Genomic DNA, 17826 nt, shown 5'->3' with positions numbered 1-17826 from the left:
CTATCCGCTTAGCCGAGTTTCGGCTCGGCTCAGTTACGGCTCATGGCCGTCAGCCATTCGTCGATCCAGGCCTGGCGGTTCTTCGCCACTTCGTCGGAACCGAGCAGGAGCGTCTTCTTCGGCTGGATGAGCTTGCCGAAGGCATCCGGCAGGGGATTGGTGGTGGCGGCAACCGGCATCATCCAGTTCGTCGTCGGGATGATGTCCTGTGCTTGCGGCGAGATGAGGAAGGTCAGGAAGCTCTTTGCCAAATCCGGATCCCTTGCGTCCTTCAGGATGCCGGCGACCTCGATCTGGACATAGTGACCTTCGGAGAAGGAGGCTGCCTGGTAACGGTCGCTCTTTTCCTCGACCATGTGATAGGCGGGCGATGTCGTGTAGGAGAGCACCATCGGCACTTCGCCCTTGGTGAACAGGCCATAGGCTTCCGACCAGCCGGGCGTGACGGTCAGCACGCGGTCCTTCAACTTCGACCAAGCTTCCGGCGCCTTGTCGCCATAGACCGATTTCATCCAGAGCAGCAGGCCGAGGCCGGGGGTCGAGGTGCGCGGATCCTCGATGACGATCTTCTGCGAGGCATCGCCCTCGACCAGATCCTTGAGGCTCTTCGGCGGGTTCTTGATGGTCTCGGTGTCATAGACCACGGCAAAATGGCCATAGTCATAGGGAATGAAAGTGTCGTCGCTATAGCCGCCCGGCACCTCGACCATGCCGGTATCGACGCCGGCATGCTGGAAGAGGCCGGTCGCCTTGGCTTCCGAGATCAGGCTGGTGTCCAGCCCGAGCGCGATGTCGGCCTTGGTGCCAGCGCCTTCGAGCTTCAGGCGGGTCAGCAGCGCCACGCCATCGGCGACGCCGACAAAATTCACCGTGCAGGCGCAGGTCTTTTCGAACTCGGCCTTGATCTTCGGGCCCGGACCCCAGTCCGATATGAAGCTCTCATAGGTATAGACGGTCAGTGTCTTGTCCTGGGCTTCGGCGGCAAAGGGTGCAAAAGCCGCGGCCGCCGCCGCCAGAAGAAAAGTCGAAATCCCGCGCATCAGCGCCTCCTCACATGGTTCAAAATGGGGAATAGGGCGCTGGTAATGAGCCGTCTAATCCCTCCGCCGGTTTTAGCCGGATCAGGTTCCGCGGGTTGGCATCAAGCCTCTCAGCCCTGCAAACGCAGGGCACCCCGTTAGAGCGTGCAAAGATTTAGCGGGCTCGCCGGATGCTGGCAAGGGGGGCGAGGGGCGGCCGTTGTTCCTATGCCCTCATTCCTGTGCTCCTGGGGCTTCGCCCACGGTATGTCACAGGAATCCAGCCAGCCCAAGTCCTTGGGCTGGAAAGGGTTTCTCGCCACGCATACGCGCGTCGGCCGGATCCCTGTGGCGAGCACAGGGACGAGGGGACGTGAGGCGGCTTGGCGCCACCTAAACGGATGATCTGAAACAACAGGTTGGCGACTTGGGAGCGACAATATTGCGGCGCAGGTCGATCAGACGCCGGACATATCCATATACATCACTTCCCAGACATGGCCGTCGGGATCCTGGAAGCTGCAGCCGTACATCGGGCCCATTTCCATATTTGGCTTCCAGTCGGCGCCGCCGGCGGCGAGGGCCTTCTGCTTGAAGCCATCCACCTCATCGCGGCTGGTTGCCGAGAGGCAGGTCAGGACTTCGGTCGTCTTCTTCGCGTCGGCGATCTCGCCGTTGATGAAGGTCCTGAACTTGTCGTGAGTCAGCAGCATGACGTAAATCTGCTCGCTGACGACCATGCAGCTCGCCGTGTCGTCGGAAAAGTCGGGATTCTTGTTGAAGCCAAGAGCGGTGTAGAAGGCGGTTGACGCCTCGAGGTTTGTGACCGGCAGGTTGACGAAGATCATGCACATGCTGTCTGTCCTCCATTGGAACGGCGCCCCGGAGCGAGCGCCATATCCTCAAAGACGGATCATGCAGCAGGTATCCGACAAGTCCATGTCGAATACATGCCGGAATTCTGAATTCAGTGACGATTGCCTTGGAACACCTTCAGGTCACGCGGCACGATCGCCATGCCGCCCAGGCGGTTGGCGAGGGCATAATCCACCGTCTGCTCGACGACTTCAGGCAGGACCGGCTTGGTGAGAACACCGAGCGTGCCGTCGACACCATTCGCGATGTCATCCGGATTGGCGGTCATGAAGACGACCGTCAGGCCGTATTGCTCGGCCAGTTCGCGGCCGATCTCGGGGCCTGTGCGGCCATCGGAGAGATTGACGTCGACGAATGCGATATCTGCCAGAGGGGCGAGCGCGATCGCCTGCTTTCGGGCGCTGGCAAAACCGGCGACCTTCAGACCCATATGTTCGATCGTGTCGGCAACATCAAGGGCGATGAGAAACTCGTCCTCGATGATCAATACGCGCTGATTCATTGCCTCACTGGCCAGCCGACGACGCGATACATTTGTCAGCATTGGACATCTCCCAGAGTTCATCTCGGTTCAGTTCAGTCTTTGCGGCTGCCTCACTTCAACAACCGAACTGCCAACCGAACGCCATGAACAGGGGTATTGTTCCGCAGCGGGACAATCTTTTCTGTTAGTAACTATCTGTTAATACTAACAAATAGTTACGTTATCCTTCCAGTTCCTCGCGCAGCATTTCCAGTTCCAGCCACTCTTCTTCCATGGCGGTCACCTTTTCGCGCAGCTTTTCCATCTCGGCCGCCAGCTTGTTGAAGGTCGCGGGATCCTTGGTGAAGAGGCTTGGATCGGCCATCTTCTTTTCGCGCGCGGCGATCTCGCCTTCGGCCTTTTCCATTTCCTTCGGCAGGTTTTCGAGTGCGAATTTCTGCTTGTAGGAAAGCTTGCCCTTGGCTTTTGGCGCGTCTGAAGACGAGGCTGCTTCTGCCTTCGGCTTTTCCGCAGCCTTCTCCGCCCTGCGGCGCTCTTCCTGGGCGCCCTTTCGCTGGGCGAGCATGTCGGTATAGCCGCCGGCATATTCGATCCAGCGGCCGTCGGGCGCATCCGGGACCGCCGGCGCGATAGTTGAGGTCACGGTGCGGTCGAGGAAGTCGCGGTCGTGGCTGACGAGGATGACGGTGCCGTTATAGCCGGCGACGATTTCCTGCAGCAGGTCCAGCGTCTCGATGTCGAGGTCGTTGGTCGGTTCGTCGAGGATCAGAAGATTAGACGGCTTGGCCATGATCCGCGCCAGCATCAGCCGGGCGCGTTCGCCGCCGGAAAGGTTCTTGATCGGCGTGCGGATCTGTTCCGGTTGGAACAGAAAATCCTTCATGTAGCCCGCGACATGACGCTGTTCGCCATTGACGAGAAGCGTTTCGCCACGACCGTCCGTCAGGTAATGGGACAGCGTGTCGGACGGATCGAGATCCTCGCGTTTCTGGTCCAGCGTGGCGATTTCCAGATTGGTGCCGAGCTTGACCCAGCCCTCATCCGGTTCCAGCTGGCCGGTCAGCATCTTCAGAAGCGTCGTCTTGCCGGCGCCGTTCGGGCCGACGAGACCGATGCGGTCGCCGCGATGGACGCGGATCGAAAACGGCGCGACGATCGGCTTGTCATAGGTCTTGGTGATGTTTTCCGCTTCGATGACGAGCTTGCCGCTCTCCTTGCCTTCGGTTGCTGAAGCCTGGATGGAACCCTGCGGACCCTTGTGGCCGCGATAGGCGGAGCGCATGGCCTGCAGCTCGCCGACGCGGCGCATGTTGCGCTTGCGGCGCGCGGTGACGCCGTAGCGCATCCAGTGCTCTTCGCGCTCGATCGCCTTGCCGAGCTTGTGCTGTTCCAGCTCCTCGGCTTCCAGAACCTCGTCGCGCCAGGCTTCGAAATGGGCAAAGCCGCGGTCGAGGCGGCGTGAGGTGCCGCGGTCGAGCCAGACAGTGGCGGTGGAGACCTTTTCGAGGAAGCGACGGTCGTGGGAAATCAGCACGAGTGCGCTCTTGGTACGGCGCAGCTCGTCTTCCAGCCATTCGATGGTCGGCAGGTCGAGATGGTTGGTCGGTTCGTCCAGCATCAGGATATCCGGTTCCGGCGCCATGACGCGGGCAAGCGCCGCACGGCGGGATTCACCGCCGGAAAGACGGTTCGGGTCTTCCTCGCCGGTCAGGCCGAGATGCTGCAGCAGATAGGTGACACGGTAGGGATCATCGCCCGGGCCAAGGCCCGCTTCCGCATAGGCCTGCACGGTCGTGTAGTCGCCGAAATCGGGTGCCTGTTCGAGGTAGCGGATCGTCGCGCCCGGATGGCGGAAGACCTCGCCCGATTGGGCCTCGACCATGCCGGCTGCGATCTTCATCAGCGTCGACTTGCCCGAGCCGTTGCGTCCGACAAGGCAGATGCGGTCGCCCGGCTCCACCTGCAGGCCGGCGCCGTTCAGAAGCGGTGTGCCGCCGAAGGTCAGGACAATATCGTCAAGCTTGAGAATGGGAGGTGCCATGAGGACCTTTTATGCTCCGGAAAAGTCGTGGGGACGGGCAAGGATCATCGCCTTGCCCTCTCTTAGATGGAATTCGACCGGCCCTTCCGCAACATTGGAAACGGTGCGGGACGAGCCGAAGGGCAGCGAGAAATCCTTCAGCGGATAGCGCGCGCCGAGAATGTCGAGGCCTTTAAGGGCGGAAAAGCCGAGGACGGAGAAGAGCGCGCCCTTGGGCAGGTTGACGGTCTTCGTGCCGGGCAGGAAGGGAATGGCCTCCTCGTCTCCCGACATTAGCAATATGTCGAAGCCACGTTCGGCAAGGCCCATGGCGTGCAGGAGGTGCTGGAGCGCGTGGTCGGACCGCTCCCCGCCGAGTGCGCCAATGAGGATCAGCCGCGTCGCACCGCGTTCGATCGCCTCGGCCGTCGCGATCTCGCCGTCGGTCTCGTTCTTGGCCAGGGGATAGGTCTTGCGCTCAACCTCAGGAAAGCGCTCGATCAGCTCGGCATCCGAGGAATCGAAATCGCCCACCCAAAGCTCCGGCGTCACCTCCAGTTCCAGCGCGTGGCGCATGCCGCTGTCCGCGGCAATGACACGGCTTCCCGCGATCGCATCTCTGACGCGATCGGTGACGGTCAGGTTTCCGCCGAGCAGGATGGTGAAGGTCGAAAGGTTCATCGGCAAAGCCCTTAGCGCATAGGCCGGCCAAGGCAAAGCGCCTGCTCGCTTCAGATGGCGTGCATGGGTGAAAAACTTTGCTGACGGCGTGCGGCAAGGGCACGAAGACGTGATGGGCGCGATCGTCCAAGTCCGGCGCGATCGACCTATGTAAAGATTTCTCAACGGATCAAAAGGAGATCGGCATGCGCACCAAGCTCATCCTATTGTTCGCCCTCGTCGTCCAGGCCGGTTGCCAGAGCCTGCCGCCCAATGCCAACGGCCGCTACCACACCGCCGAAGTCGGCATGCGAGGAAGCAACCGCTGATGCAGCGTCGGTCGTTTTTGCTACCATTGACGGCCGACGCGGTAAGGATTATCTGAGAAGTCGAACTTCCGTGGTGATTTGGCCGGCCGGCTTGCAGCCACGTAAAAAAAGTCGCTAAAGGGCCGCGAGAAGATGTTCAAAATCTTTCCCACGGGCCGGTTGCGATTTTTCGTTGCCGGCTTTTTGTTTGTGGATTGATGACATGCCGATCAAGATTCCCGATACGCTTCCTGCGTTTCAGACGCTCGTCTCCGAGGGCGTGCGCGTGATGACCGACACGGCCGCGCTGCGTCAGGACATCCGCCCGCTGCAGATCGGCCTGCTCAACCTGATGCCGAACAAGATCAAGACCGAGGTGCAGATGGCGCGGCTTGTCGGCGCCTCGCCGCTGCAGGTCGAGTTCTCGCTGATCAGGCTCGGCACCCACAAGGCGAAGAACACGTCCGAAGAGCACCTGCTTTCCTTCTACGAGACCTGGGAGGAAGTGAAGGACAGAAAGTTCGATGGCTTCATCATCACCGGCGCGCCCGTCGAGACCATGCCCTATGAGGACGTCACCTATTGGGACGAGATGAGGCAGATCTTCGAATGGACGGCGACCAACGTGCATTCGACGATGAATGTCTGCTGGGGCGCGATGGCGGCGATCTACCATTTCCACGGCGTGCCGAAGCATGCTTTGGAAGAGAAGGCATTCGGCGTCTACCGTCACCGCAATCTGGCGCCTGCATCCGTCTATCTCAACGGCTTTTCCGACGATTTCCAGGTGCCGGTGTCGCGCTGGACGGAGGTGCGCCGCGAGGATGTCGAGAAGTCCGCCGATCTCGAGATCCTGATGGAATCGGAAGAAATGGGCCTGTGCCTGGTGCATGAGAAGGCCGGCCGCCGGCTCTACATGTTCAACCATGTCGAATACGATTCCACCTCGCTGGCCGACGAATATTTCCGCGACGTCAATGCCGGCATCCCGATCAAGATGCCGCATGACTATTTCCCCCATAACGACGATACGCTGACGCCGCAGAACCGCTGGCGCAGCCATGCGCATCTGCTGTTCGGCAACTGGATCAACGAGATCTACCAGACGACGCCCTACGATCTCGACAAGATCGGCACGGAATAGGGGCTGGCTCGGTCCCGCGGTCTATGTGCCAGTGCCATGATATGACGGTTTGAAGACGCCGATTTTCGTTGCGGCACCTTCTCAAATCGCGCAGTTTGCCCCCCATCGCCGCATGTCCATGTCGATTTGCGGCGCCATGCGGAGGAATATCATGGCAGAGCAGGCATTCGAGGTCTTCGGCACCACGAGGGACGGAGAGCCCGTCTATCGCGTCCGTATCGCCGGAGGCGGATTGACGGCCCATGTCCTGACCTGGGGCGCTGTCATCCAGGATCTTCGCCTCGACGGCCACGAACCGCCGCTGGTGCTCGGGTTTGAGGCGTTCGATGCCTATCCTGCTCATTCGCCCTATTTCGGCGCGACGCCCGGCCGCTGCGCCAACCGCATCGGCGACGGAAAATTCTCGATCGACGGCAAGGATTATCAGCTGGAGCTCAACGAGCGCGGTGTCACCCATCTGCATGGCGGTTCGGACGGGATCGGGCGCGGGCACTGGTCCATCGTCGAGTATGAAGCCGACAAGGTGGTGCTCGATATCGTTGATCCCGATGGCCGCGCTGGCTATCCGGGCGATTCCACCACCACTGTCACGTATCAGCTCAAGGCCGATGGCGTTCTCTCGGTGATTTACGAGACGGAAGCTGACCAGCCGACGCCGGCCAATGTCTGCCAGCATTCCTATTTCAACCTCGACGGCCGCGAGGACGTCTTCGGCCACGACATCATGATCGCCGCCGACCAGCTGACGGCGGTCGATGATCGGCTGATCCCGACCGGCGAACTGATGGACCTGACAGGCTCGCCCTTCGACCTGCGCGAGATGGGACCGATGCGGCGGACGCTGGAAGACGGCGCCCAGGTGCCTTTCGACCATAATTACTGCCTATCGCCCGAACGGGTCGAAAAACGTTCGGTGGCGCTGGTGCGCAGCCTCTATTCGGGTGTCTCGCTGGAAGTGCGCACGACCGAGCCCGGCGTGCAGTTCTATGCTGGCGTGATGCTCAACGTGCCGGTCCCGGGCTTCGACGGTCGCCGCTACGGCCCCTATGCCGGCTTCTGCCTGGAAACTCAGGTCTGGCCGGACGCAGTCAACCACGAGAATTTCCCGAACGCGGTGCTACGTCCCGGCGAGGTACTTCGGCAGGAAACGGAGTATGTGTTTTCGAAGGGGTAACGGATAAAGATCGGCTTCGGCCGGTCTATGTCGACATACAGAACAAGACGCCTGAGGCGTCTTGTTCTGTATCGAAAATGTCCGTTGGGAGGGACTGGAGCGGGCGAAGGGGTTCGAACCCTCGACCCCAACCTTGGCAAGGTTGTGCTCTACCACTGAGCTACACCCGCTCATCAATCCGTCAGTCCCTGTGGTAGTGGGGACCGTGGCGCCGCGGCTTGTTGCCGGCGACGGGCGCTATATGGCCCAGCCGATTTTCAAATGCAACAGGGAAATGACGATCGCGATGAAGATTTTTTGGCCGATCGCCAAACCCCTTGGAATGTAAGGCTTCCGGCGTAGCGCTCATTGGGCGGATGGCTGGGGATGAGATCTTTTCCCCCTGTCGCATTCTCTCTATAGTCCCGATCTCCCGCCAATCTCTTCCCCGGATATGACCGAAATCATGCAAAAGACTGCCGCCGACCTGTTCGCCTTCCTCGACAGCCTCAACATTCCCCAAACGACGAAAAACCATGCCCCGGTGTTCACCGTCTCCGAATCGCAGAGCCTGCGCGACGAGATCCCGGGCGGGCACACGAAGAACCTGTTCGTGAAGGACAAGAAGGACCGGTATTTCGTCCTGACGGTCGAAGAACATGCGACCGTCGACCTGAAGACGGTCCACAAGGTGATCGGTGCGTCCAGCCGCGTGTCGTTCGGCAAGCCGGAAATGATGCTCGAATATCTCGGGGTCGTGCCCGGATCGGTGACGGTGTTCGGCGCATTCTGCGATACCGGCAACAACGTTACCTTTGTTCTTGATGAAGATCTGATGCACTATGATACCATCAACGGGCATCCGCTTTCCAACGACGCGACGACCTCGATCGGCCGCGACGATCTGATCCGGTTTCTGGAAGCCACCGGCCATACGCCGCTTGTCTTGAAAGTCACCGACTGACATACGATGTTTTGACCTTGAATTGATAACCACAAAGGTTCCCGGGAGAACACTCATGAGCGGCAGCGACAACCCTTATTCCGGGTCCTATGGCGGCAGCTACGGCGGCCAGATGAATGCCTCGACCAGTTTTGGCGCAGCAGCACCTGTGGATGCAGCGCCACAGGCCGCTGCCGGCGGTTATGTGGGCGACACGACGACGGCAGGCTTTGCCAAGGACGTTCTCGAAGCGTCGCGCAACCAGCCGGTCCTGGTCGATTTCTGGGCACCCTGGTGCGGTCCGTGCAAGCAACTGACCCCGGTGCTCGAAAAGGTCGTCAACGAAGCCGAGGGCCGCGTCAGGCTGATCAAGATGAATATCGACGACCATCCCTCGGTCGCCGGCCAGCTTGGCATCCAGTCGATCCCGGCCGTCATAGCCTTCGTCAACGGCCAGCCGGTCGATGGTTTCATGGGGGCGGTGCCGGAAAGCCAGGTGCGCGAATTCATCGACAAGCTTGCAGGCCCGGCCGGCGCCGACCAGGCTGCCGAAATCGAGTCCGTTCTCGCTGAAGCCGAGGGACTGCTCGCTTCGGGCGACATCCAGGGTGCCGCCCGGCTTTACGGTGCCGTCCTGCAGGCCGATCCGGACAATGCCAAGGCCGCGGCCGGCATGATGCAGTGCCTGATCGCCATGGGCGAGACGGAGCGCGCCAGCCAGATGCTCGCCTCGCTGCCGGAAGAAATGGCGGGCGACGCGGCCGTCCAGGCCGTGGCGAAGAAGCTCGAGCAGATCGAGGAAGCGCGCAAGCTCGGCGATCCGGTGGCGCTGGAGCGGGAATTGTCGGCCAATCCGGACGATCACGACGCGCGGATGAAGCTTGCCAAGATCCTCAATGTGCAGGGCGAACGCGAGCAGGCGGCCGATCACCTTCTGACCATCATGCGCAAGGACCGTACGTTCGACGACGACGGCGCGCGCCGGGAATTGCTGCAGTTTTTCGAGGTCTGGGGACCGAAGGATCCTGCGACAATCGCGGCCCGGCGCCGGCTTTCGTCCATTCTGTTTTCCTAAACCGCATTGAATGCGCTGCCGGCAGACTTGCGTTAGCCGGCAAGAGCCCCAGATTACACCTCAGTGGCAACAGCTGCACGGAATGATCTGCGGGAGGTGACTGACTGATGCATGTGGGAAACGCACGGTACTTGAAGCGAGAGGACCTGCCGGAAATCGTGCCGGTCTTTCCGCTGACCGGGGCCCTGCTTCTGCCGGGCGGTCAGTTGCCGCTCAATATTTTCGAGCCGCGCTATCTGTCGATGTTCGATGCCGCGCTTCTGGGTGACCGCCTGATCGGGGTCATCCAGCCGTCGCTGGTGGAGGAGGCGGGCAGCGGCGATCCGCTTCGTCCGGCGCTGGCCACGGTCGGCTGCATCGGGCGCATCACGTCCTTCGCCGAGACGGGCGATGGACGCTACATCACTTCGCTCGGTGGCGTGGCCCGCTTCCGGTTGCTGGATGAGGTCGCAGGGTCACAGCCCTATCGCGTCTTCAAATTCGCGCCCTTCATGTCGGACCTGACGGAGGAGGACGACGAGGCTTCGGTCGATCGCGGGGAACTGCTGCGCGTCTTCAAGGCCTATCTCGACGCCAACAAGCTGGAGGCCGACTGGGAGAGCATCGAGCGCGCTGGCAACCGCACGCTGGTCAATTCGCTCTCGATGATGTCGCCCTTCGGCCCGGCGGAGAAACAGGCGCTGCTCGAGGCGGCGGATCTCAAGACGCGGGCGGACACGCTGATTGCGATAACCGAGATCCTGCTCGCACGCGGGCTCGCGGATACGGATACGATTCTCCAATGAGGTGCGCGTGGACGAAAAGCTGAGCAAAGTCGATCCAAAGCTCCTCGACCTTCTCGTCTGTCCGCTGACCAAGGGGCTGGTCGTGTTCGATCGCGAGCGCAATGAGCTTGTGTCGGAAGGCGCGCGGCTTGCCTATCCGATCCGCGACGGTATTCCGATCATGCTGGTCTCGGAAGCGCGCAAGCTGGAAGACTGAGATTCTGCTGCAGAATCCGTCATGCTCGGGCTTGTCCCGGGCATCTGCTACGCCTCGGTTTATGGAAACGTGGTTGGATCCTCGGGACAAGCCCGAGGATCACGATGGAGAATGCCGTCCTGTCGGGAGGCCTGCCGTCGCTTAGATTGCCTCACCGGCCAAAAGCTTCGGATGGCCTTCGCCGGTGGTACCGGCGGCCTGGCCGATGAAGAAATCCTTCAGCTTTGGCATGCGCTCGACGAGGCCGAGGCCGAAGTCACGGGCTATCCTTATCGGCGTCACGTCGTTGGAGAAGAGGCGGTTCAAGACGTCTGTCGTGACCCCCATGCGGTAGGTGTCGAAGCGGCGCCAGGTCTGATAGCGCTCGAGAACCGCGAGCGAGCCGATATCGAGGCCGAGACGGTCAGCCTCGACGACGGTTTCGGCGAGCGCCGCCACATCCTTGAAGCCGAGGTTGAGGCCCTGGCCGGAAATCGGGTGGATGCCGTGGGCCGCGTCACCGGCGAGTGCAAAACGCTGTGCGACGAAGGCGCGCGACAGGGTAAGCCCGAGCGGGAAGGCACGGCGACCCCCGACAAGCGTCAGTTCGCCGAGCTTGTGGCCGAAGCGGCGCTGCAATTCGTCCTCGAATACCAGATCATCGGAGGCGACCAGCCGGTCGGCGTCGTCGGTCCGCTCGGTCCAGACCAGCGACGACTGGTTGCCCGGCAGCGGAAGGATCGCGAATGGGCCGGACGGCAGAAAATGTTCCTCGGCGACGCCTTCATGCGGGCGTTCGTGGGCAACGGTCGCGACGATGCCGGACTGGCCGTATTTCCACGTCACCGTCTTGATGCCCGCCATGTCGCGCAGCTTGGAGCGGACGCCGTCGCAGGCGACGAGGAGGCGGGTCTCGATGGTCGAGCCGTCGGACAGCGTCACCGTCGTGCAGTTGCTTTCGGTGGCAAAGCTGGTGGCGGACAGGCCGTGGCGGATTGCAATGCCGAGCCGCTCGGCGGCACCGCGCAGCGCGCGAACCATGGCGACATTCGGGACCATATGGGCAAAGGGTTGTCCGTCCTCGATCCGGCCGTCGAAGGTCAGGAAGACCGGGCGCACCGGGTCGGAGGTGCGGCTGTCGGTGACGATCATCTTGTTGATCGGCTGCGACTGCGCGACGATCTCGTCCCAGACGCCCAGCACGTTCAGCATCTTGCCGGCGGCGGCGATGATCGCGGATGCGCGCTCATCCTTTTCCCAGACGCCGGCCGGGGCTGCCTCCACGACTTCGACGGAGAGATGCGGTGCGGCCTGCTTGACGGCCACCGCCGCCCCCAGACCGACATAACCTCCACCTACAACCATCATGTCCAACATCTGCCTGGCTCCCGTCAGTCTTGTGATCATCAACGATCCCGATATAGATCATCCGACCGTCGCTTCCTATTGCCGGAGTAAATCAAAAATGTCGCGCCCTTCCGATCATTCTACCCCCATGGAGCAACTGATCCGGACGCTCGACCTGGAACAGCTGGAGCACGACCTCTATCGCGGCACCAGCCCGGATGTCGGCTGGCAGCGCGTCTTCGGCGGCCAGGTGATTGCCCAGGCGCTGGTCGCGGCGCAAAGGACTGTCGATGCCGACCGATTCGTCCATTCGCTGCATGCCTATTTCATGCGGCCCGGCGATCCGTCCGTGCCGATCATCTATCAGGTGGATCGCATTCGCGACGGATCAAGCTTCGCCACCCGCTGGGTGGTTGCGATCCAGCACGGCAAGGCGATCTTTTCCATGTCGGCCTCCTTCCAGCGGGACGAGGAGGGGTATGATCACCAGATCGAGCTGCCCGCCGTTCCGCAGCCGGAAGAGCTGATGGACGAGGAAGAGTTTCGCAAACGGTTCCTGCAGAAGGCGCCGGAGGCGATCCGTCGATACTGGGAGCGTCCGCGGCCAATCGAGCTGCGTCCCGTGTCGCTGGCGCATTACCTGACGACGGACAAGCTGGAACCCCGCCAAGATGTCTGGGTGCGAACGCTCGGCCAAGTGCCGGCGGAGCGGACCTATCAGGCGGCGGTGCTTGCCTATCTCTCCGACATGACGCTTCTGGATGCGTCGCTCTATCCGCACGGGACATCGATCTTCGACCCGCGCCTGCAGGTCGCCAGCCTCGACCACGCCATGTGGTTCCATCGCCCGGTGGAATTCGATGATTGGCTGCTCTACAGTCAGGACAGTCCCAGCGCATCGGGTGGCCGCGGGATGACGCGCGGCAGCCTTTACACACGTTCTGGTACCCTTGTCGCGTCGGTGGCCCAGGAGGGGCTGATTCGCAAAAAGGCAAATGACTAGTTTTTGTGCATAATCAGGGTTAACGCACAGCATTTCGGCGTCTTTATGACGCCTGCCTGCCTGTTTTCTGGCAGGTCGCCTTTGCGCCTTTATTTTTCAATGACTTAAGTCCCGTTCGAAACTGGCACGCCCTTTGAATGTAGAGGTCCAGTCGCTGGCGCATGCCGGTGATCAGGAGAGTCGGCTTAAGGCCGAGACAACAAAGGATGGGAAGCCAGATGAAAATCGTGATGGCCATTATCAAGCCGTTCAAGCTGGATGAGGTGCGCGAAGCACTCACGGCTGTCGGTATCCAGGGCCTGACCGTTACCGAAGTCAAAGGTTACGGACGCCAGAAGGGACATACCGAGATCTATCGCGGCACCGAGTATGCCGTAAGTTTTCTGCCGAAGCTGAAAATCGAGATCGCCGTGCCGTCCGACCTCGTGGACAAGGCTGTGGAATCGATCGCTTCTGCGGCGAAGACTGGCCAGATCGGGGACGGCAAGATCTTCGTCTATTCGATCGAGCAGGCCGTGCGCATCCGTACCGGCGAAACCAACACCGAAGCGCTTTAAGCACGGCTTACAGGGGAGTTTTCAAGCTATGCAATTGACCAGAATTTCTAACCTCGGACGCATGGGCGCTGCCGCTGCAGCCTTCCTTGCGCCAGTCGTCGCCTTCGCGCAGGACGCTGCAGCGCCGGCGGCCGAGGCTGCTGCTGCCGCTCCGGTTCCGGACAAGGGCGATACCGCCTTCATGTTCATCTGCACCCTTCTCGTCCTCTTCATGCTGATGCCGGGTATCGCGCTGTTCTACGGCGGCCTCGTGCGCGCCAAGAACATGCTGTCCGTCCTGATGCAGTGCACGGTCGCCGGTTCGGCCATCATGCTGATCTGGGTCATCTACGGTTATTCGTTCGCCTTCGGCGGCGGTACGTCCGCTTTCTGGGGCGGTACTGCCAAGATGTTCCTATCGGGCGTCACGACGGATTCCACCGCCGCAACCTTCTCCGACGGCGTCGTCATTCCGGAATTCATCTTCGTGATGTTCCAGATGACCTTCGCAGCGCTGACGCCTGCCCTGATCGTCGGCGCGTTTGCCGAGCGCATCAAGTTCTCCGCGTCCATCCTGTTCTGCCTTCTGTGGGTCACCTTCGTCTACTTCCCGATCGCCCACATGGTCTGGGATGCCAACGGCCTGATCTTCGGCTGGGGCGCGCTTGACTTCGCAGGCGGCACGGTCGTTCACATCAATGCAGGTCTCGCAGGCCTCATCGGCGCAATCATGATCGGCAAGCGTACCGGCTACGGCAAGGACATGATGGCTCCGCACTCGATGACGCTGACGCTCGTCGGTGCCGCCATGCTTTGGGTCGGCTGGTTCGGCTTCAACGCCGGTTCCAACCTCGAAGCTTCCGGCGGCGCGATGCTCGCAACCGTCAACACCTTCGTTGCCACGGCTGCCGCTGTGCTTTCGTGGTGCGTCGTCGAAACCTTCACCCGCGGCAAGGCTTCGCTGCTCGGTGCCGTTTCGGGCATGATCGCCGGTCTCGTCGCCATCACGCCTGCTGCCGGCATTGCCGGTCCGATGGGCGCCATCATCATGGGCATCATCGTTTCGCCGCTGTGCTACTTCTTCGTCGCCGTCATCAAGAACAAGTTCGGCTACGACGATACCGCTGACGTCTTCGGCGTCCACGGCGTTGGTGGTTTCTTCGGCGCTCTCGCAACCGGCATCTTCGCATCCTCGTCGCTCGGTGGCATCGGTTATGCCGAAGGCGTCACCATGGGCGGCCAGTTCATGACCCAGCTCTACGCTGTTCTCGTCACCATCGCATGGTGCGGTATCGGCTCGCTGATCATCTACAAGGTCGTCGACCTGATCGTCGGCCTGCGCGTTCCGGTCGAAGCCGAGCGCGAAGGTCTCGACCTCGCGTCGCACGGCGAAGCTGCCTACCACAACTAAGAGGGACAGCCGGCCTCGGCCGGCTGCTGCCTTCCGATCGAGATGGCCCGGAGTTTTCCGGGCCATTTTCGTTTGGAGAACCGGCCCTCTGGCGCGTGGTTAAAGCTGCGTTAACCATCGCCGCGTTAGGCTCTGGTGGAATTGCGTGGCGGCATCTGCCGATTTTCTCGCATTGTTGATTTTCACGGACGACGGGCAGATACGATGGGCAGAAGCAGTTCGGCGGCACTGACAAACCGGTCCACCCGCTCGGTCGTCAGCTCCTTCGTCTTGCGCCAGACGCTGGCGCTTGCCGGCTTCGGCATCTTTTTCGGCCTGGCGCTCGCGGTTGCGGCGCTGGCGACCTGGAACATTGCCGATCCGAGCTTCTCCTACGCCACCGACAACGAGCCGACGAATATTCTCGGCGTCGGCGGGTCGACATTTGCCGACCTGATGATGCAGTTCTTCGGCCTTGCCAGCATCCTCGCGCTCTTGCCGATTCTTGCCTTCGCGCTGGCGCTGATCTCCGGCCGCCGGTTCGACCGCATTCCGGCGCGGCTTGCTGCCTGGGGTGGCGGCACGATCCTCGCGTCGGCCACGCTCGGCTGCTTTCCCTCGCCGCAGACATGGCCCATCCCGAACGGGATCGGCGGCGTCATCGGTGACATGATCCTACGCTTCCCGGCGCTTTTCGTCGGCGCCTATCCGACCGGCATGGTGGCGATGGTGCTCGGCTGCATCTTCACCCTTCCGTGCATCTGGCTGATGCTGTTTGCCTCCGGCCTTGTCGGCGACCCGCTGGAATATGACATCAAGGATGACGACCAGCCTGTGCCGGCGGTCGCTTCCCGCGCCAAGCGCGAGGAGGTCGAGGAGGACGAGGACGACGATCGCGGCAGCCTGCTCGAGCGCATCCTGCCGCTCGGCGCCGTCGCGCATCACTGGTACACGACCCAGGCGCGTTTCCGCCGCCTGTTCGGGATCAAGCCGAAAGCGCGCAGTGCCTACGAAGAGCCTTATGACTTTAACGACGACGAGTTCGGTACGCTGAACGAGCCGGTTCGGCCAAAGTCTGCCGCGGTCAATACGCGCCGCCGAGAGCCGTCGCTGGACGGTGATGGAGAACATGTCGCGCCGTCTCGCCGCGTGGTCTCGGCACCGCCGATGTCGGATTACGACGATCCGCCGTTCGACATGGACGACATGCCGAAACGGCCCGCAAGCATTCTGGCTGACGACGACGAGGACGACGAAGCGCCGTTCGTTACGTCCCGCGCACCGCAGGGTGCCGGCGGACGCTCGGCGCGTGTCACGCCCGCGGCAGCCCCGCCAAAGCCCAGTGCGCGGGTCACCCGTGATGCGCAGGGCTCCTTCATCCGTCCCGACGGGTTCCAGCTTCCCTCGGTCCATCTGCTCGCCGAGCCGAAGGCTGTTGCCCGCGACGCATCGCTTTCCGCCGACGCGCTGGAACAGAATGCCCGCATGCTGGAAGGCGTGCTGGAGGATTTCGGCGTTAAGGGCGAGATCATCCATGTGCGTCCCGGTCCCGTTGTCACGCTTTACGAACTGGAGCCGGCGCCGGGCATCAAGTCGTCCCGCGTCATCGGCCTTGCCGACGACATCGCCCGCTCTATGAGCGCGATCGCCGCCCGCGTTGCCGTCGTGCCCGGCCGCAACGCGATCGGCATCGAACTGCCGAACCGCACCCGCGAAACGGTCTATCTGCGCGAGATGATCGGCTCGAAGGATTTCGAGACCAGCAAGGCGAAGCTCGCCATGGCGCTCGGCAAGACGATCGGCGGCGAGCCCGTCGTCGCCGACCTCGCCAAGATGCCGCATCTGCTCGTTGCCGGTACCACCGGCTCGGGTAAATCGGTCGCCATCAATACGATGATCCTGTCGCTTCTCTATCGTTACACGCCGGAGAAGTGCCGCCTGATCATGATCGACCCGAAGATGCTCGAACTGTCCGTCTATGACGGCATCCCGCATCTGCTTTCACCTGTCGTCACCGATCCGAAGAAGGCCGTCGTCGCGCTCAAATGGACCGTCCGCGAGATGGAAGAGCGCTACAAGAAGATGTCGAAGATCGGCGTGCGCAATATCGACGGCTTCAACACCCGCGTCGAGCAGGCCAAGGACAAGGGCGAGATCCTGACCCGCACCGTGCAGACCGGCTTCGACCGCCAGACGGGCGAGGCGATGTATGAGACGGAAGAATTCGATCTCGAGCCGATGCCCTATATCGTCGTCATCATCGACGAAATGGCCGACCTGATGATGGTTGCCGGCAAGGATATCGAAGGCGCCGTCCAGCGCCTGGCGCAGATGGCCCGTGCGGCCGGCATCCACGTCATCATGGCGACGCAGCGTCCCTCGGTCGACGTCATCACCGGCACGATCAAGGCCAACTTCCCGACCCGCATTTCCTTCCAGGTGACGTCGAAGATCGACAGCCGCACGATCCTCGGCGAACAGGGTGCCGAACAGTTGCTCGGACAGGGCGACATGCTCTACATGGCCGGCGGCGGGCGCATCCAGCGTGTCCACGGACCGTTCGTTGCGGATAACGAGGTCGAGGACATCGTCGCCTACTTGAAAACGCAGGGCTCGCCCCAATATCTCGAAGCGATCACGGCCGACGACGAGGATGAAGACGGCGGTGGCGGTGGCCCGGCAGGCACGTCCAATCTCGGCGATTCGGACGATCCGTATGACCAGGCTGTCGCTGTCGTGCTGCAGGATGGCAAGGCTTCGACCTCCTACATCCAGCGGCGCCTCGGCATCGGCTATAACCGCGCCGCCTCGCTGATCGAGCGGATGGAGAAGGAAGGGCTGATCGGACCGGCAAACCACGCCGGCAAGCGCGAGATCCTCGTGCCGACCGAAGCCGACATTCTCTAGC

General features: G+C 61.8%; 17 protein-coding genes, 1 tRNA gene and 2 riboswitches. Of the genes, 11 read left to right on the top strand and 7 right to left on the bottom strand.

All coding sequences use genetic code 11. The annotated features are described in order from the left end of the window. Positions 1-29: 29 nt before the first annotated feature. The 5 genes from thiB to BM216_RS13150 all read right to left on the bottom strand — a co-directional run bounded on the left by thiB (position 30) and on the right by BM216_RS13150 (position 5080). Positions 30-1040 (bottom strand): thiamine ABC transporter substrate binding subunit, encoded by a 1011-nt coding sequence (gene thiB, locus BM216_RS13175; protein WP_092999630.1) that lies wholly within the window; start codon positions 1038-1040, stop codon positions 30-32. Between the two features lie 41 nt (positions 1041-1081). Beyond that, a riboswitch (TPP riboswitch) is annotated at positions 1082-1187 on the bottom strand. A 290-nt stretch (positions 1188-1477) separates the two neighbouring features. Continuing rightward, entirely contained in the window at positions 1478-1873 is a 396-nt protein-coding gene (locus tag BM216_RS13165; RefSeq protein ID WP_092999629.1) for a VOC family protein, read from the bottom strand. A 113-nt stretch (positions 1874-1986) separates the two neighbouring features. After that, positions 1987-2439 carry a response regulator gene (locus BM216_RS13160; protein WP_092999628.1) on the bottom strand — a complete coding sequence of 151 codons (453 nt, stop codon included), beginning with the start codon at positions 2437-2439 and terminating at the stop codon, positions 1987-1989. A 160-nt stretch (positions 2440-2599) separates the two neighbouring features. Beyond that, positions 2600-4420 (bottom strand): ABC-F family ATP-binding cassette domain-containing protein, encoded by a 1821-nt coding sequence (locus BM216_RS13155; protein WP_092999627.1) that lies wholly within the window; start codon positions 4418-4420, stop codon positions 2600-2602. A gap of 9 nt (positions 4421-4429) precedes the next feature. Then, positions 4430-5080 carry a thiamine diphosphokinase gene (locus tag BM216_RS13150; RefSeq protein ID WP_092999626.1) on the bottom strand — a complete coding sequence of 217 codons (651 nt, stop codon included), beginning with the start codon at positions 5078-5080 and terminating at the stop codon, positions 4430-4432. 185 nt (positions 5081-5265) lie between these two features. On the opposite strand from BM216_RS13150, the gene BM216_RS35020 reads away from it, so the two are divergent. From BM216_RS35020 to BM216_RS13140, 3 genes are all read left to right on the top strand, one after another. Continuing rightward, entirely contained in the window at positions 5266-5388 is a 123-nt protein-coding gene (locus tag BM216_RS35020; protein ID WP_280141679.1) for a hypothetical protein, read from the top strand. Between the two features lie 60 nt (positions 5389-5448). Beyond that, positions 5449-5526, top strand: a riboswitch (SAM riboswitch). 64 nt (positions 5527-5590) lie between these two features. After that, complete coding sequence (metA, locus tag BM216_RS13145; RefSeq protein ID WP_092999625.1) at positions 5591-6511, top strand: homoserine O-acetyltransferase MetA; 921 nt, start codon at positions 5591-5593, stop codon at positions 6509-6511. Positions 6512-6662: 151 nt separating this feature from the next. Beyond that, the gene (locus BM216_RS13140; protein WP_092999624.1) at positions 6663-7685 is read left to right on the top strand and encodes an aldose epimerase family protein; all 1023 of its coding nucleotides are present in this window, start codon (positions 6663-6665) and stop codon (positions 7683-7685) included. A gap of 95 nt (positions 7686-7780) precedes the next feature. On the opposite strand, the gene BM216_RS13135 is transcribed toward BM216_RS13140, so the two are convergent. Further along, positions 7781-7855, bottom strand: a tRNA-Gly gene (locus BM216_RS13135). 263 nt (positions 7856-8118) lie between these two features. Between BM216_RS13135 and BM216_RS13130 the strand changes: the two genes are divergently transcribed. The 4 genes from BM216_RS13130 to BM216_RS13115 all read left to right on the top strand — a co-directional run bounded on the left by BM216_RS13130 (position 8119) and on the right by BM216_RS13115 (position 10663). Then, positions 8119-8628: a prolyl-tRNA synthetase associated domain-containing protein gene (locus BM216_RS13130; RefSeq protein ID WP_092999623.1), complete on the top strand. Its 510-nt coding sequence runs from the start codon at positions 8119-8121 to the stop codon at positions 8626-8628. 55 nt (positions 8629-8683) lie between these two features. Next, entirely contained in the window at positions 8684-9682 is a 999-nt protein-coding gene (gene trxA / locus BM216_RS13125; RefSeq protein ID WP_092999622.1) for a thioredoxin, read from the top strand. Between the two features lie 107 nt (positions 9683-9789). Beyond that, positions 9790-10467 carry an LON peptidase substrate-binding domain-containing protein gene (locus BM216_RS13120; RefSeq protein ID WP_092999621.1) on the top strand — a complete coding sequence of 226 codons (678 nt, stop codon included), beginning with the start codon at positions 9790-9792 and terminating at the stop codon, positions 10465-10467. A 7-nt stretch (positions 10468-10474) separates the two neighbouring features. After that, positions 10475-10663 (top strand): Trm112 family protein, encoded by a 189-nt coding sequence (locus BM216_RS13115; protein WP_092999762.1) that lies wholly within the window; start codon positions 10475-10477, stop codon positions 10661-10663. Positions 10664-10804: 141 nt separating this feature from the next. On the opposite strand, the gene BM216_RS13110 is transcribed toward BM216_RS13115, so the two are convergent. Further along, positions 10805-12019, bottom strand: a complete 1215-nt coding sequence (locus tag BM216_RS13110; RefSeq protein WP_092999620.1) for a ubiquinone biosynthesis hydroxylase — start codon at positions 12017-12019, stop codon at positions 10805-10807. 88 nt (positions 12020-12107) lie between these two features. Here BM216_RS13110 and tesB point away from each other — a divergent pair, with 88 nt between their 5' ends. The 4 genes from tesB (at position 12108) to BM216_RS13090 (ending at position 17825) form a co-directional block, all read left to right on the top strand. Beyond that, positions 12108-12992, top strand: coding sequence for an acyl-CoA thioesterase II (gene tesB, locus BM216_RS13105; protein ID WP_092999619.1), 885 nt, complete (start codon positions 12108-12110; stop codon positions 12990-12992). 206 nt (positions 12993-13198) lie between these two features. Continuing rightward, positions 13199-13549 (top strand): P-II family nitrogen regulator, encoded by a 351-nt coding sequence (locus BM216_RS13100; protein ID WP_177230773.1) that lies wholly within the window; start codon positions 13199-13201, stop codon positions 13547-13549. A gap of 28 nt (positions 13550-13577) precedes the next feature. Beyond that, entirely contained in the window at positions 13578-14939 is a 1362-nt protein-coding gene (locus tag BM216_RS13095) for an ammonium transporter (RefSeq protein ID WP_092999618.1), read from the top strand. 204 nt (positions 14940-15143) lie between these two features. After that, positions 15144-17825 carry an FtsK/SpoIIIE family DNA translocase gene (locus tag BM216_RS13090; RefSeq protein WP_092999617.1) on the top strand — a complete coding sequence of 894 codons (2682 nt, stop codon included), beginning with the start codon at positions 15144-15146 and terminating at the stop codon, positions 17823-17825. Position 17826: the final 1 nt, after the last annotated feature.

Source organism: Rhizobium sp. NFR07, assembly GCF_900111905.1.
Classification (GTDB): domain Bacteria; phylum Pseudomonadota; class Alphaproteobacteria; order Rhizobiales; family Rhizobiaceae; genus Neorhizobium.
The sequence above is the reverse complement of the archived record's forward strand: the minus strand, read 5'-3'. Positions and strand labels throughout refer to the sequence as shown.

Coding starts and splice junctions, on each gene's coding strand:
- thiB (WP_092999630.1), bottom strand. CDS start 1,040: ATGCGCGGGATTTCGACTTTTCTTCTGGCGGCGGCGGCCGCGGCTTTT.
- BM216_RS13165 (WP_092999629.1), bottom strand. CDS start 1,873: ATGTGCATGATCTTCGTCAACCTGCCGGTCACAAACCTCGAGGCGTCA.
- BM216_RS13160 (WP_092999628.1), bottom strand. CDS start 2,439: ATGCTGACAAATGTATCGCGTCGTCGGCTGGCCAGTGAGGCAATGAAT.
- BM216_RS13155 (WP_092999627.1), bottom strand. CDS start 4,420: ATGGCACCTCCCATTCTCAAGCTTGACGATATTGTCCTGACCTTCGGC.
- BM216_RS13150 (WP_092999626.1), bottom strand. CDS start 5,080: ATGAACCTTTCGACCTTCACCATCCTGCTCGGCGGAAACCTGACCGTC.
- BM216_RS35020 (WP_280141679.1), top strand. CDS start 5,266: ATGCGCACCAAGCTCATCCTATTGTTCGCCCTCGTCGTCCAGGCCGGT.
- metA (WP_092999625.1), top strand. CDS start 5,591: ATGCCGATCAAGATTCCCGATACGCTTCCTGCGTTTCAGACGCTCGTC.
- BM216_RS13140 (WP_092999624.1), top strand. CDS start 6,663: ATGGCAGAGCAGGCATTCGAGGTCTTCGGCACCACGAGGGACGGAGAG.
- BM216_RS13130 (WP_092999623.1), top strand. CDS start 8,119: ATGACCGAAATCATGCAAAAGACTGCCGCCGACCTGTTCGCCTTCCTC.
- trxA (WP_092999622.1), top strand. CDS start 8,684: ATGAGCGGCAGCGACAACCCTTATTCCGGGTCCTATGGCGGCAGCTAC.
- BM216_RS13120 (WP_092999621.1), top strand. CDS start 9,790: ATGCATGTGGGAAACGCACGGTACTTGAAGCGAGAGGACCTGCCGGAA.
- BM216_RS13110 (WP_092999620.1), bottom strand. CDS start 12,019: ATGTTGGACATGATGGTTGTAGGTGGAGGTTATGTCGGTCTGGGGGCG.
- tesB (WP_092999619.1), top strand. CDS start 12,108: ATGTCGCGCCCTTCCGATCATTCTACCCCCATGGAGCAACTGATCCGG.
- BM216_RS13100 (WP_177230773.1), top strand. CDS start 13,199: ATGGGAAGCCAGATGAAAATCGTGATGGCCATTATCAAGCCGTTCAAG.
- BM216_RS13095 (WP_092999618.1), top strand. CDS start 13,578: ATGCAATTGACCAGAATTTCTAACCTCGGACGCATGGGCGCTGCCGCT.
- BM216_RS13090 (WP_092999617.1), top strand. CDS start 15,144: ATGGGCAGAAGCAGTTCGGCGGCACTGACAAACCGGTCCACCCGCTCG.